Below are 13172 nucleotides of genomic sequence, written 5' to 3'. Positions count from 1 at the left end.
ATCGCGAATCGCGACACAGAAAGGCATGTTATTGTCGAATTTCTTCGACAGAAACATGCCTTCTTCCTTTCACTCCGCATGATCCCATAGAAAGACGAAGCGGGTATTGACGACCTGTAAGGAAGCGCCGTCCTTCAGCGGATACCATTTATAAGGCACCATCGGCTCGTTGTTCCAAAGCGTTCCGTTTTTGGACCCCAAATCTTTGGCGAAGTATTCGGTATGCTCGCGTACGATTTCAAGGTGGAGCTTGGAAACGCCAGCCGTTTCCTCCGTATAATCGACCATACCCTGTTCCCTGCCGATAACGAATCGGTCCCGTGTCAGCCGTATCCGTTCGACCGCTCCGCCTTTATGCGCCTCCAGCTCGGGTAATCGCTCTGCGGCCTTCTGTTCGGCCGGTTGACCCGCCGCTGCGAGCGCCTCAGGCCGAAGCAATACCGTAGCGTCCTGCCTGCGAGGCGGAGTAGCTGCCTCTGCCCTTAAACCCGTGGATCTTTCATAGACTCCTTCCGTAGACACCTCTGCTTCGCGAGATACCGCCGTCTGTTGGTTTTTAGCAGGTACGGACAAATAGCTTGTCAGACCGGTCATTTCCCGCTCCTCCATCGCGGTATACGTTTGTGCGAGAGCGTGCAGCTTCCCCTTGCCCGGCCAATTCGGACGGAGCATCACCCAGACGAACAACGCATCGAGCATCAATAACGTTAGTCCCGTCCAAATGCTTAGCAGCCCTTCTTCCGCTTCGGGCGGATAGAAGCTCCACAGCAAGAGCAGCCCCGCCCCCGCGGCAGCCCCTCCCAGCAGACGCTGTCGCCCGGTTGGAGGCTCTCTCTCATTCGGGGCAGCGTGTTGTCCCGGATCGATAGAATCGTTCGCTTCTGCCGTTAGTATCCCCGGGGCTTGCTCCTGTCGGCTGTCCCCATACTCCGAACCTGCGTTGATCCATGAGGGAGCCTGCATACGAATATCCGGCTCCGATTCTGACGCCGCTTGCCATACCGTCGGAACTTCCTTGACTAGATTTTCGTTGCGATCCGATCGAAATTCATTCGCCGTCTCCGAACTCAACAACGTGCCAAGCAATTTACGTATCTCATGAAATTCGAACGTATCACGGTGCAACGCGGATAAGAGCGACGAGAAGCCGCTCCCTTCGATCCGGCCGATACAGGCAGACAGACGCAGCGCCAACTCCTTAAATTGCTCGCGAGCCGGAGGCTTGGCATCCGCGATTCGGATCGGAACGTACACCAGCATCGGCTCATCGGGCGAGTCGCCGTCTATGAACATGAAGTGCTCGTGCAGCCAGTAACCGTCCTCGCGCAGCATATAAGTTTTGCTGTCGTCGATCGTCCCTGCGCATTTCAGCAGAAATCGATAGTAGTCTTCAAGCGTAAATCGTCCCGTCTTCATCCATTGCGAAAGCATCCTCTTGCCTGTAATCTCGTAACGCAGCTTCACGTTAAGATCGATTTCCTCCGATTCAAGCGGCAAAAGTCCGGGTATTTCGTTTGCCTCCATCATGCGGAGCTCGATCCGCTCGAAATGCTCATAACGCAGCGTGTCCGTTCTGGACAGCACCAGACATGTTCCACGATGACGGATATAGTCATAATGAAATCCGTATATGGAATGTTCCATCCGTTCCCTCCTTGTTAATGGACCACGGGGGAGCAATAAGTGAAAGTGAAGGCCATTGCGGGCAAGACGGCGTACATGAACGGAAACGTCGCCGCATGGCGTCTGTAACCGATCACGCCCGATACATCCCGGAGCAGCAACAAATTAAACAGCAAGGCGCCCGTTGCGCTCAGACGCTTCCCGAGCTCTTTTCGATAAGCCACAATCGCAACCCCGATAACTGCGGCGAATAATAACGAATTGATCGCTCCGTTCAATACGAACGTTCCGCCGGCAATAGCCCCGATAGCCCCGAACAGTTTGACATCGCCCGCTCCGACCGCTCCGATGACGTGAAGAGCGAGCAGCAGGCCGAAACCGGCCGCAAAACCGATCAGCGCTGCCGCCAGACCGTTCCAACCTCCGATCCAACCGTGATAAACGATTCCGATCGCCGTACCGGACAATGTGTACCGGTTCGGTATTTTATTTTCCTTGCAATCATGGTAGAAAGACAACAACAGCAGCAGTACCAATATGCCGACTATCAACTTCGCCCTCCTTCCTTCTATTATATTTATTTTTTCGTCCGACGAGTTGAAGCTCGTCATGCTCCAGTCCAAATACGCTCGTACGCTTTTTTTCGCAATGTAATCGATTTGTTTATGAATGGGATCGGCAGCTTGACGGAATATTGGGCGGTAATGCCGACAAACCGACTGCCCGTGCTCGCCAACCCGGGCAAGACGACTTCGGAAACGACCAGTCTTTCTTTTTTCAGGACCTCCTCGTCAGCGTAATGCATAACGGCTTCTTTGAAGGCGGCGCGAACAAGCGGATCGATATGGTCTCGAACGAATTGATCGAGCTCCTCCTTTGCCATATGCTCGGCTTGCTCCCGCTTTTGCTGCTCCCACTGGACCCATCCTACCAGCGCATCCGGTATGAAGGCTTCGTAGTCTTCCACCCACTGCTCGCCCTGGACGAGCTTGTCGCGGGCCGTACGGATTTTCGCGAGCCACTCGTCCGCCACGACACCGACTCTGCTCTGCGAATACGCTTGAAGCGCTTCCTCGGCCATCAGCCCGACCGGGTAGGCATTGGCCGCCATTTGCTTGACCGTTTCCGAGACGGCGTTTTGCAGCGCCATATCCGCTATCGTCAGCTTGACCAAGCAAATAAGCGCCAACACGAATGCAAGGAAAAATGGAAGCGCGAGCGTCGCTTCCAAGCTGACGCTTCCCCGCTCGTCTCGAGCGAATTTCAACTTCCGACTAACGTCAACTCCCCCTCTCCACTCCATGGCAATGGCGGGCATCGATTTTCTCAGTATGACAAAGAGGCCGTTTTCGATACGTTCGCCCGATTGCCTTCGACCGGGTAGCCGAATGCGGCCAGCGTGTACGGGATAAACCATAGACGCACCTGCGTTTCGGTCCGCGCCTGCATGTAGACGGCGGTTTCTCTCAGGTCCCTTCCTGTATTCAAATCGATCAAGCTCTGCATGCGGGCCGTCATCGGCCCGGACTTCGTATGGAGCAGCAAAAATAGCCGCAAATAGTCTTTATAATTCATCGTCAGCGTATCCGGCGCTTTGGTCGAGATCGGCACTTCCTCCCCGTTGACGAGCTTCGTCATATCCGCGAACGCTTTGGCAGCACCTTCCGCCAGCGACCACAAGAGCAAGACGACCGGATTGCCCGCCGACGCCAATTTCGCTTCGGGTGACATGAGCGCTTCTGCCGTTCGAACGGCCAAGCGGATCGCATACATTTCCCCATAAGCCGCGGATTGATTTTTCAAGCAAGAATTAAGCCCGTACAGCAAATATTCCGCCTCCTGCCCTTGAAGGTCGTGGCCGCCCCGTTCCGAGCCTTCGTAGTCCGGCTTCAATTGGCCATCGGGTCCCGTCTCTTTTCCGTACGTCCGATAATTGAACTTGGTCAAGGCGTACTCGTTAAAATACAGCTCGTTGCGAAACTGTCCGGCTGCGGAGGCAATGCCTTCGAGAAGCTTGTCGATCATGCCGGTCGTGCGCTTCAAAGCTGCATCCGCATCCCCCATCTCCGGGACGGAGGAAGCCGCTTCGACAGCCAGACGGTTGTAATCCGCGTATTTCCGGTAAAGCGATATTGTGCCGGAGGCAGAATCCCCGACTTCAAGCAGCCTGTAGGCTTCCGACGAGCCCTCTCCGCATTCCGCCCAAATTTTGCGCGCCTGATCCCAAATATTACTAAATCGATTGCGTTCCTCCTTTTTTCTCCTCGCGATATTTTGTTCGTCCGCGGACCGTTTCACCTCCTCCAGACGCTGTTCGCCGGCGAATTGAGCGGCTCTTTGCGCATACGCATCGTTGGAGGCCGTCAACGACGCCATACGGACCGAATCGAATTTGTTATCGCCCGTGAATAACGTCGTCGCGGCAATAGCCGTTTCGAACCCGTTAAAAAGCGCGCCGATACCGCCGATGCCGGTTTTGTATTTCATGTAGTACGAATCCGGCATGACGGCGGCGTCTAATGCATCCGGAGCAATATTGGAGTCCGCCGGAAGCGAACCGATTTCCTCCCGGATACGGTCATCCAACGCTTTTGCGCGGTCCAGCATCTCCATGACGCTTTGCGTCATTGCGGTCGTCGCCGCTTGGTCCCGTGCCGCCTCCAGCTTCGTCGTATTCATAAGCAGCGTGTATTCGGCAATGTATTGCAATATTTTGTCCAGCTCCGCGATTTGCCGGTTCAGCTCGCTCCAGCTTTGCTCCAGCTGGACGATCGATTGCTGGATGGCGGCGATTTGTTCCGCCGCTTGGACACCGGCCCGGAGCAGATTCGCCAAGCCCGCCTGCCTTTCGGCAATCGCGCTTCTGAGCGAATCGGCCTGGCCTCTGAGCGATGAGATGGAGCGAGTAAGCTCCTCGGCGTTCCTCAGTCCGATCAATTGGCACAACTCGTTCAGCCGCCCCAGCTTCTTGGCATAATAGCTCCGGAAAATCGAAGCCTTTTCGACCATCTGTTGCGAAGTCGTCCATGCCGTATCCAATATCTCGTCCCTTTCCGACATGAGACGCTCTATATGTTCCGCCTGGACCGTGAACCGGGAGACACCCGACAGCATGGAAGCCGTGCCTGAACGTTTGGTCAGCTTGTCGGTGACGCTCAAGGCAAATTCCAACGGTGCGCGGTATTTCATTTCCTCCAGAATCTGACGTTGAAAAACGGATTGGTTACCGAGCGTATACACCGGCTTGAGCGATTCCGATACGGGACTCGGCTCGATCAGACTGAAAGCGCCGTTCCCGCTCGAGCCAAGGTTTTCTTTAAATACCCGCGAGAAAAGCTCGGCGCTCGCTTCGGGGCTGTTGCCGACTCCGAATAAACCGTATCCGCGCAAAGTCGGATCGTACGCGGATAAAACGGAACGGAGCGCCGCTTTCGTCGCCGTCTCTGCCTGGCGTTCCCCCATTTTGACTCTGGCCGCGTCGATCAGTGTCGCGTGAAAGGTGAACAGCGGCGCGATCAACAGCACAAGCGCAACGGAAACCGATCCCGCCCTTGACTTCCACATAGCGGCCCCCCTCCTTCAAATCGCTTATTGATGAATGACGACAATAATGCCCTGCTTCTCCAAATAAGTGCGGAGAGGCTTGGAAGGACCGATTTTCCCGTCCTTTTCCTTCCGGAAGAAATGTATGATTATTTGCTATTAAGTGACAATGATATTCAAAGATACTCAAAACCTAGTTACATCAAGCTCTCTGATGATTTTCAGATATTCATTGATGTTCAATGTTTTCCGATGTTTTTCAGTGTTAGTGTGGGTAAACTGTGGGAAGCCCCGCCAGAGTAAAGCTGGTCGGGGCACTTTAACATATCGGATGATTATCCTCCCCACGAAATAGAAAAACCTCCCAGCACAATCACAATCGGGAGGTTTTCTATACTTACTGTGCAGAGTTGACTTTCATTATATCCAAAAAAGGCACCTTGGTGACCGCTCCATGCCTTTCAACATGTACCACTCTCGTACGGGCTACCAGGTCCACGATCCGGCCGACAACCGGATCAGATTCTCCCCAAACGGATAAGGAGACAAGCATTTCCTCGTTCTTGGCTTCGGTGAGTTGGTTGCCCAATTCTTCCAACTCGAATTCATCCCGCGTCGGACGCTTTGCCTTATGCTTTGCCATATATTTGTCCATCTCGCTTTCTTCATTGTGTTGAACGATCTGAACCCTATGCTCCGGCAGCATCATCCTTGACGACTCCCACATGCCGTTCCCTGTCAGCTTTTTCAATCGAACCAGCCCGCTGTGCTATAAGCTGACTTAGGCGGTTCAACCGTTCGAGGCTTTTCTAGTTCGGGATCTCCCGGGATCAAAATGCGCATCTTCCCTTCCGCGATCTCGACATATCCGGCAGTTCGCAGCTCCTTGATCGCCTCACGGACGCGATCGACCGAACGCTGGGAAAAATGGCTCACCCGGTCGATATCCGGCCGCACCCATTGTTGCTGATACAGGTGATAAAGCACCCGCAGGATTTTACGTTGGGTATCCTCCAGCATCAGACCGCCCTCCGATCCGGCTCCACGGCCAGTATGCCGTCCAGACGAAACGTGCGGGGCGCATTGCTATCGTGGCAATAGGCTTTAACATACTTTGGTCCCACAGCCCGAATCTGCACCCGCCGCTTGGTAAACTTGTCTCCCGATCCTTGATAAATGATGACGATGGTTTGGCCGATGTACTTTTTCAAATTCATCTGATCGCCTCCATTGTACGAACAAAATGAGAACAATTGTTCTTATTATATGCGAACAAATAAGAATTATACAACGGTTAAAAACAGGAAAAAAAGGAGCAATGAGGTTAGCCCTCTCGCTCCTTTTCTTTTCACGGCACTCATCGCAACGAAATGATTTTTATATCGCCTTTCGCGTATGCATCGATGAAGCGCATGTATTCCTCATGTGCCAGTAAGCACACAGGAATCAGCATATTACCCTCCCGGATATAATCACACATTCCAGACCGGCGCAGCTTACTGGGCCGACTCCTCATTTCCCCCATCCTCCTTCACGTATTCGATTAATTCGCTAATATCTTCAAGTTCCAGCGCGATCATGATCTTGTTCAAATTCTCGGGCGACCACGCCTTTGATTCGTTTTTTTCCATGTCCAAAATCGTAGGGTAACGAATCCCCGTCATCTTAGACAACTGATTTGCACTTAACCGCTTTTCGTATAATAACGAATCCAACTTGAGCCGCATCATCTTAACCACCTCACCTATAATATATACGATATTCGAAACAATATCAACGATAATAGTTATTTATGTTACGAAATTCGTTGTCAATATAACGTATTTCGTATATAATTAGAAATGTAGAGAGGAGGTGAACAACAAATATGGAGCGCGAAACAATGAGAATCATTGAAAAGTTGGAAAAGCGAGAACATCTGGTCCGCTACCAACAAAACCGCCGAGCGCTCGGCCGAATTACCAAAGCCGAGTGTGAAACCGAAATAGCCCAAATCGACGAACGATTCGGGCTGACAGAGAAAGAGCGGCTTGCCTACGAGCTGTATATGAAAATACAGGTCGAGAAGCAACGCCGCCGCAACAAGAAGTAATTTAATTGGAGGGGAGATTAGGGCCTCCCCTCCTCCCAATCTTAACATAATCAATTTTATAAATAAACGGCTGGAGGAGGTTGTCGCTTGCCAGGAGACGGGATGTGTTATATGGGATTGTTCCGCAGTAGAATGGACCCGATCGCGATGCGCGAGCTATACGTCCAGCAGGCTGGCGAGATACTGGCCGACGAGGATCGTCCGGACGCGCAGCTGATCGGCGAGCTGCGGTCGCTGCATACGGCTTATTGTGTTGTATATGACGAGTGGTTTGGATTTACTGATCGACGGTAAATAATTAAGACCCCCGTAGCTATTACGGGGGTTGCTACTATGTGCTTATGTTCAGTCCGTGGTGCCCTCGTTATCATTAGCACCTTCGCCTACCTTGTTGTCTAACGCTCCTCCTACGATGCCACCCACAACTGTGCCAATAGGACCCAGAGCAGAACCCACGGCAGCGCCGACGACACCACCACCCACGGTTCCTACAGCTTCTCCAGTGTCAACCCCGGCCGTATCGTTCGTGTTACGGTCATAGCCATCATTTCGATTGCGGTCGTTTTTTTTAGCCACTCATCTCACCCCCTTATCTTGTTAATAAACGTAGTTACTTTGCAAAAATATCTTGCCCTAACCGTTCTGAAAATACAGCCCCTGTGTTTGTCACATGTGGTAGGCACCTGTCATACCATGGGAGAAGTGTTTTATCACATATGACAAAGGAGCAACCAATTTCATGAACAGACCGATGTATTATGCCTATCCTCAAACTTACGCACTTAATCCTAATCAGTTGCATTATCGAAGTGAAGATGTGCAGCGTAAAGAAGAGCCGGTACTGCCGAAAAATGTTATGTATACGACATCAGTGGAACCAAAATTTATTGAGCATTTAACACAACACAAAGGGCTGATGGTTTCCATAACGACAACTGTTGGAAAATTGGTGGGCACTCTGGACGAAGTTTTCATTGATCATGTAGCTCTTGTAGTTCAAGGAAAGAAGCACCATATTCGGATATGCGAAATCGTTTATTTTGAAAAAGCTGAATCTAAATAATAGTTATACAATCCGGGCTTTTCTCCGGCGTTTCAAGGATTGAAGAATCGGGGAGGAACAAAGACCAAGCTCTCGGAATAGTATAGGTTTGGGTCCCTGCGATGGATACAGTTGTGCTAGTCAGTCATTTGACTGGTTCTTTTTTTACCGTAAATAAAAAAGATCGAGGAGAGGAAGTTCCTCGACCAATATCGCTTGGAGGGGCTCCCGACAACTCCTCGCGGCATATAGAACAGCAAGGAATGAGGGTCATGTTTATGCCGGTAGAGTGAAACCCCGTAGCCTCCGGCGCAGCATGACCTCCCTCCCCGCTGTATTTGTTATTGTATGTAAGCACACGGAGGCTTGATTGGGCTTGGACGCCCCCATTTTCTTATACAAAAATCCCCAGCCAGCCGAAGCCAGCGGGGGATACTCATTAATTACTGCTATATTCATTTACCTCAAACGTTTCGATCTTACTGAATGCAATGTAATCCTTACGGGTGATCAAGTTCGCCAGATTAAAGTTCTTGCTGATCGTGTACACTTCCGGACCTGTGCCGGCTGCCCGGCCGTTGTACCAAGCAAGGTATGCGCTCAGCTCGGAGGCGGAAAGATTGTATTCCTTTTCAAGCCCGCTGACCAAGGTGATAACGAGTAACACACGATTAGATGCTGTCGGTGCCTGTGGCGTTGCTGAATCTTCGTTCGAATTGCCGCTTTCTCCGCCCGCACTGACCGCTGTGACGACATAGTAATAGGTCGTGCCATTAACAACTGTTGTGTCGGTGTAAGTCGTACCGTATACGTTCGATGCGACGGTCGTGTATGGGCCTCCCGGAGTTGTGGAGCGTTTCACGTTATAGCCAGTCGCTCCAGTGACTGCCGACCAGTTCAGTGTGACTTGGGCGTTTCCACCGACTGCGGTTAAATTAGTTGGTGCATTTACGACTGGTATTTGAACTGAGTATACTTCAACAGAATTAAGCGAAGTGGTTGCATTACCACCTCCTATTGCATACATGTTATTGCCTATTACTGCAGCCGTAAATGCATATCGAGCTACATTTAGTCCACTAATAGAAGTTAGCGTATCACTTAGTGGATCATATTCTTCCACTGAATTCATTACGTTCAAGGAATTGTCTGCGCCTCCAATAAAGTAAGCCTTATTATTATACGTCAATACTTGTGCATATTGCTTCGGAGTCGTTGAAACCCCACTTGTTTCCCACGTATCATTTACTGGATCGTATATGTCTATTCTTCCTATCAATCCGGGTGTTGACTTCTGCCCTCCAAAGAGATATATCTTTTCGCCGATTACTGTTGCACTGAGGTTAAGCCTACCTACAGGCATTGTACTTTGTTTTTGAACCAAAATATTCGCTATAGGATCGTACTCAAATATTTTTGAAGATTGTACACCTGGATCCCGCCCACCGAAAATGTATATCTTATTATTAAACGTTACCGCAGTTAGACCATCTATATTGTTGGGAAATTGTGCCTTAGTTGTCCATGTTCCCGTTGCTATGTCGTATTCATCAATATTGTTTGTAGTAGTTGATGAGCTAGTTTGACCACCGAAAATATATATTTTCTCATTTAATTTCGCAGCACCAAATGCAACTCTTGTAGTTGGCATATTTCCCAACTGGGTCCATGTATTTGTAACCGGACTGTATTTGTTAATATTTCTTAATCTAGTGCTCCCATTTTGCCCACCAAATACATATACCTCACCATTCACTTCAACTGCTTGATTAAAAGCCCCTGGATTCGGCATTGAGGAATTTATTTGCGTCCATACACCAGTTGTATTCGCTACCGCTGACACCGAGAACATCGGAACCACTAATACAACCATCATGATCATCAAAAGTAATTGCTTCAGCTTCTTCATAATTCCTCCTATATTTATGTATTTATCATAGACTCAACCATAATATAGGAAAAGTATTACAATTGTCTAAACATAAAGTCTCAGAAATTGTAGAATCAGGTCGAATGATTGAGATATTTTGGGAAAGGATTTTAGGGGAAAGAAAAGAGGAAAGACGGTCGCCCGCGTTGGGTAACCGTCTTTTAGTCTTCCGTAAGAAGAAACGTACAAGCTGCACGAGGATAGTATTCACCCCTTATCTTTAACGGCCCGTTCCGTTACTTCTTCGATAACACCGCTTCCGATCAATTCATTGCTCAGAAATACGACGACGGACCGTTCATCGATTGCGGCTGTATGGAGTTCAATGTTAGACTTAATCTGTTTCAGCGGAATCACCTCTACAAGATAGATTCGTCATTGCAAGAGCCAAATCCTTCACCTTCGACATAGTGGGTGGGGGATACTTCTTTTTATTACAAATGATTGAGCCAACAGGCAGAAGAGTTCAGACAATATGTTAGGATTCGGGAGTTTAGGTTTCGTAGTTATTGAATTTATTAACCAGCCCTCCTAAAATATGATTAAGACAATATTTAGAAAAGGAATGATTCAATGGATAATTACGAATACACCGAGAGAGAACTAATAAAGTTTACCGTAAATTACTCATCATCAAAACTAACTGCTGAACAGGTCGGAATTGTAATCTCCCAGACCGCAGTTATGTACAAAATAATTCAAGAATATTTAGACTCGCCTTATGATCTACAGTTTGAACGGACAAGTCGAGGTTCCTACATTTTTGAATTCTTGGGCGACCCCGTTGTCTTGGATCAGGTAGTTAATATTTGCAGTTTTATTGGTAATCAGTTATCAGACTTTTGGGGTCATGTTGGGAGCAACGTCACATGGGATTTTACAAAATACATTGGAGTAGAAGTATTACGCAAAAAAACTGAACTTCAAAGATCAGAAACAGAGAATTTTATGAGAGCAGTTCAAGAACAGCGAAAGGTTGCCTGTGAAACTGATAGTATTGTTGTGTATGATTACAAAAACCAAAAAATTACTGTAATCAATGGACAAATAGCTAGGGAGTATTCGAAAAACAATTTGGACGATGCCGATTTCCATGCGAGTAACCTCGCAGAAAGAAATGATTTTTCATTGCCCCCTAGAAAAACAAGGCATAAACGGAAATAACATTCTCAACACTAGTTTCCTATGTGGTGCTATTGCTAGGTTTCAACGTTAAAAAAGCCTGCAAAAGAAGATTAGATTCAACTAACGGTGCGATAGTTTAATATAGCCCCGCCAGCTTAAACCGAGCGGATTCGTGTTCCAATACTTACCGCTCAAAATATCCCGAAAGCATTGCTACAATTGATCATAGGTGATTACTATGTTCATTTCTCCAATGCTGCTTGAGACAGCGAAATCCGCATTTGACAGTCCTGACCATATATTCGAGCCGAAGATCGACGGTCATCGGCTTCTTTTGTCGCGCCAAAACGGCCCGACTCGCTTGTACACGCGCCATAACAACGAATGCACCAGACAATACCCCGAGCTGTACGACATCGCCCAGGACGATATCCTGCTGGATGGCGAAGTCGCTTGCGTGGATCGTGACAGTGGGCTGATCGACTTCGAATCGATCATGGAACGCTTCTTGGCAAAAAAGTCAGATAAGATATTGAGATTGAGCGCTTCGCTGCCGGTGAATTATATGGTATTTGACATCTTGCGGTACAAGGGCGAAGACTTGCGCGGATGGCCACTGATGAAGCGTAAGGAACTGCTTGCGGGTATCGATTTTGGCAATCCTCGAATCAGCGTCGTGCCCTTCATTGAACGTGAGGGCGAACGGCTGTATCAGGAGATCGTCTCGCGGCAGATGGAGGGTATTGTTGCTAAGAGGAAGGAATCCATTTACGTGAGCGACCAGAAAAGTCCAAGCTGGTTGAAGATTATAAACTGGACGTACGTCGATGTCGTGCTGACCGGCTGGCGGAAGGACGGGTTCGGATGGCTTGTTGGCGTGCATGAGGGCGAGCGGATCAAACCGGTCGGGGTTGTGGAATTGGGCGTGACGGCGCCGCAGCGGAAGGCGTTTTATGGGGCTGTGCAGCCGTATGTGACAGGCGAGGACCGAAATAACGTTTATGTACAGCCGTTACTTCATGCGAAAGTAAAGATCCGGAACTGGACGAAAATAGGACTCCTAAGGAGCCCTGTGTTTGTGGGTTTCAACATATGATAACTACTCCAGCAACATTATGGTCATATCATTCCTCACTCTTAGTATGCATGTCAACTTTTGATGCTGCTTTTGTTGAACGCTCTCTTAATCCTTCTACTTCTTTTTCATGTAAATATTTTTCGAGCTGGTACATTACATGAGTCATTCGCTCTTTTTCCTGCTTTTCATCTTCTAAGTTATGCATTAACTTTTGTAAATCGTGACTATATACTACTAGGATATTGATTCCAAATCTAAATGCTGTTAGTAGCATATAAAAAAGCAGAAGGAAGAAAAAAAATGCCTGAGTAAACTTGCTTGGTAATACTGCCACAAATAATGAGTAAAAAATAATTAAAAAAGATGAGATCAACGCAGTACGAATATATTTTATTAATTTACTTAAGTCATTCCCAGTTAAAAGTGCTACTAACGAATTTGCCTTGATACTCCCCAATACAGATAACACAGTTACATAAATTCCTACAAATACAGATGCAATTGTTGTAATGGTCCCGATATTAGGAGTTATCAATTGATCATATTTTTGAAGCAAGAAATAATCGATCTGGCTTATAGAAAGCTTAGCACTTATTACTGATGCTATCCTATTATACAAAAATACAATTGAGTACGTTACACACACTAGGATAATCAGTACCTTTTCAATAAACCAGCCTATTTTATCGAGAAATTCATCCCTTTTCATATAAATTTCACAACCCTTGTCATATAGATT

Annotated in this window: 16 protein-coding genes; 5 read left to right on the top strand and 11 right to left on the bottom strand. The window is 48.3% G+C overall.

The features are described 5' to 3' along the window. Positions 1-69: 69 nt before the first annotated feature. From FE784_RS00925 to FE784_RS00890, 8 genes are all read right to left on the bottom strand, one after another. Positions 70-1644, bottom strand: coding sequence for a DUF6382 and FHA domain-containing protein (locus tag FE784_RS00925; RefSeq protein ID WP_139600233.1), 1575 nt, complete (start codon positions 1642-1644; stop codon positions 70-72). A gap of 14 nt (positions 1645-1658) precedes the next feature. Next, on the bottom strand, positions 1659-2174 hold the full coding sequence (locus FE784_RS00920) for an A24 family peptidase (protein WP_176705869.1): 516 nt from the start codon (positions 2172-2174) through the stop codon (positions 1659-1661). Between the two features lie 56 nt (positions 2175-2230). Next, positions 2231-2854: a hypothetical protein gene (locus FE784_RS00915; protein WP_218103731.1), complete on the bottom strand. Its 624-nt coding sequence runs from the start codon at positions 2852-2854 to the stop codon at positions 2231-2233. Between the two features lie 95 nt (positions 2855-2949). Further along, on the bottom strand, positions 2950-5187 hold the full coding sequence (locus tag FE784_RS00910) for a hypothetical protein (RefSeq protein WP_139600230.1): 2238 nt from the start codon (positions 5185-5187) through the stop codon (positions 2950-2952). 376 nt (positions 5188-5563) lie between these two features. After that, complete coding sequence (locus tag FE784_RS00905; protein WP_246131855.1) at positions 5564-5821, bottom strand: YolD-like family protein; 258 nt, start codon at positions 5819-5821, stop codon at positions 5564-5566. 92 nt (positions 5822-5913) lie between these two features. Further along, positions 5914-6186, bottom strand: coding sequence for a helix-turn-helix domain-containing protein (locus tag FE784_RS00900; RefSeq protein ID WP_139600228.1), 273 nt, complete (start codon positions 6184-6186; stop codon positions 5914-5916). Then, the gene (locus FE784_RS00895; protein ID WP_139600227.1) at positions 6186-6383 is read right to left on the bottom strand and encodes a WYL domain-containing protein; all 198 of its coding nucleotides are present in this window, start codon (positions 6381-6383) and stop codon (positions 6186-6188) included. The genes FE784_RS00900 and FE784_RS00895 overlap by 1 nt, the downstream gene beginning before the upstream one ends. Positions 6384-6662: 279 nt before the next feature. After that, the gene (locus FE784_RS00890; protein ID WP_246131837.1) at positions 6663-6893 is read right to left on the bottom strand and encodes a helix-turn-helix domain-containing protein; all 231 of its coding nucleotides are present in this window, start codon (positions 6891-6893) and stop codon (positions 6663-6665) included. A gap of 140 nt (positions 6894-7033) precedes the next feature. Here FE784_RS00890 and FE784_RS00885 point away from each other — a divergent pair, with 140 nt between their 5' ends. Both FE784_RS00885 and FE784_RS00880 read left to right on the top strand, forming a co-directional pair. Then, on the top strand, positions 7034-7258 hold the full coding sequence (locus FE784_RS00885) for a hypothetical protein (RefSeq protein WP_139600225.1): 225 nt from the start codon (positions 7034-7036) through the stop codon (positions 7256-7258). 87 nt (positions 7259-7345) lie between these two features. After that, a complete protein-coding gene (locus tag FE784_RS00880) occupies positions 7346-7552 on the top strand; it encodes a hypothetical protein (RefSeq protein ID WP_139600224.1) in 207 nt (68 codons plus the stop codon). 51 nt (positions 7553-7603) lie between these two features. On the opposite strand, the gene FE784_RS00875 is transcribed toward FE784_RS00880, so the two are convergent. Continuing rightward, positions 7604-7834 (bottom strand): hypothetical protein, encoded by a 231-nt coding sequence (locus FE784_RS00875; protein ID WP_139600223.1) that lies wholly within the window; start codon positions 7832-7834, stop codon positions 7604-7606. 163 nt (positions 7835-7997) lie between these two features. Here FE784_RS00875 and FE784_RS00870 point away from each other — a divergent pair, with 163 nt between their 5' ends. Next, entirely contained in the window at positions 7998-8321 is a 324-nt protein-coding gene (locus tag FE784_RS00870; protein ID WP_139600222.1) for a DUF2642 domain-containing protein, read from the top strand. A 418-nt stretch (positions 8322-8739) separates the two neighbouring features. Here FE784_RS00870 and FE784_RS00865 read toward each other — a convergent pair whose 3' ends face one another. Beyond that, positions 8740-10209, bottom strand: a complete 1470-nt coding sequence (locus FE784_RS00865) for a Kelch repeat-containing protein (RefSeq protein WP_139600221.1) — start codon at positions 10207-10209, stop codon at positions 8740-8742. Positions 10210-10803: 594 nt separating this feature from the next. On the opposite strand from FE784_RS00865, the gene FE784_RS00860 reads away from it, so the two are divergent. Together FE784_RS00860 and FE784_RS00855 are read left to right on the top strand one after the other, a co-directional pair. Then, on the top strand, positions 10804-11394 hold the full coding sequence (locus FE784_RS00860; RefSeq protein ID WP_139600220.1) for a hypothetical protein: 591 nt from the start codon (positions 10804-10806) through the stop codon (positions 11392-11394). Positions 11395-11593: 199 nt separating this feature from the next. Then, positions 11594-12451, top strand: a complete 858-nt coding sequence (locus FE784_RS00855; RefSeq protein WP_139600219.1) for an ATP-dependent DNA ligase — start codon at positions 11594-11596, stop codon at positions 12449-12451. A 28-nt stretch (positions 12452-12479) separates the two neighbouring features. Here FE784_RS00855 and FE784_RS00850 read toward each other — a convergent pair whose 3' ends face one another. Then, positions 12480-13142, bottom strand: a complete 663-nt coding sequence (locus FE784_RS00850; RefSeq protein WP_139600218.1) for a hypothetical protein — start codon at positions 13140-13142, stop codon at positions 12480-12482. Positions 13143-13172 lie beyond the last annotated feature (30 nt).

The organism is Paenibacillus hemerocallicola (assembly GCF_006265175.1).
GTDB lineage: Bacteria > Bacillota > Bacilli > Paenibacillales > NBRC-103111 > Paenibacillus_AB > Paenibacillus_AB hemerocallicola.
The sequence above is the reverse complement of the archived record's forward strand: the minus strand, read 5'-3'. Positions and strand labels throughout refer to the sequence as shown.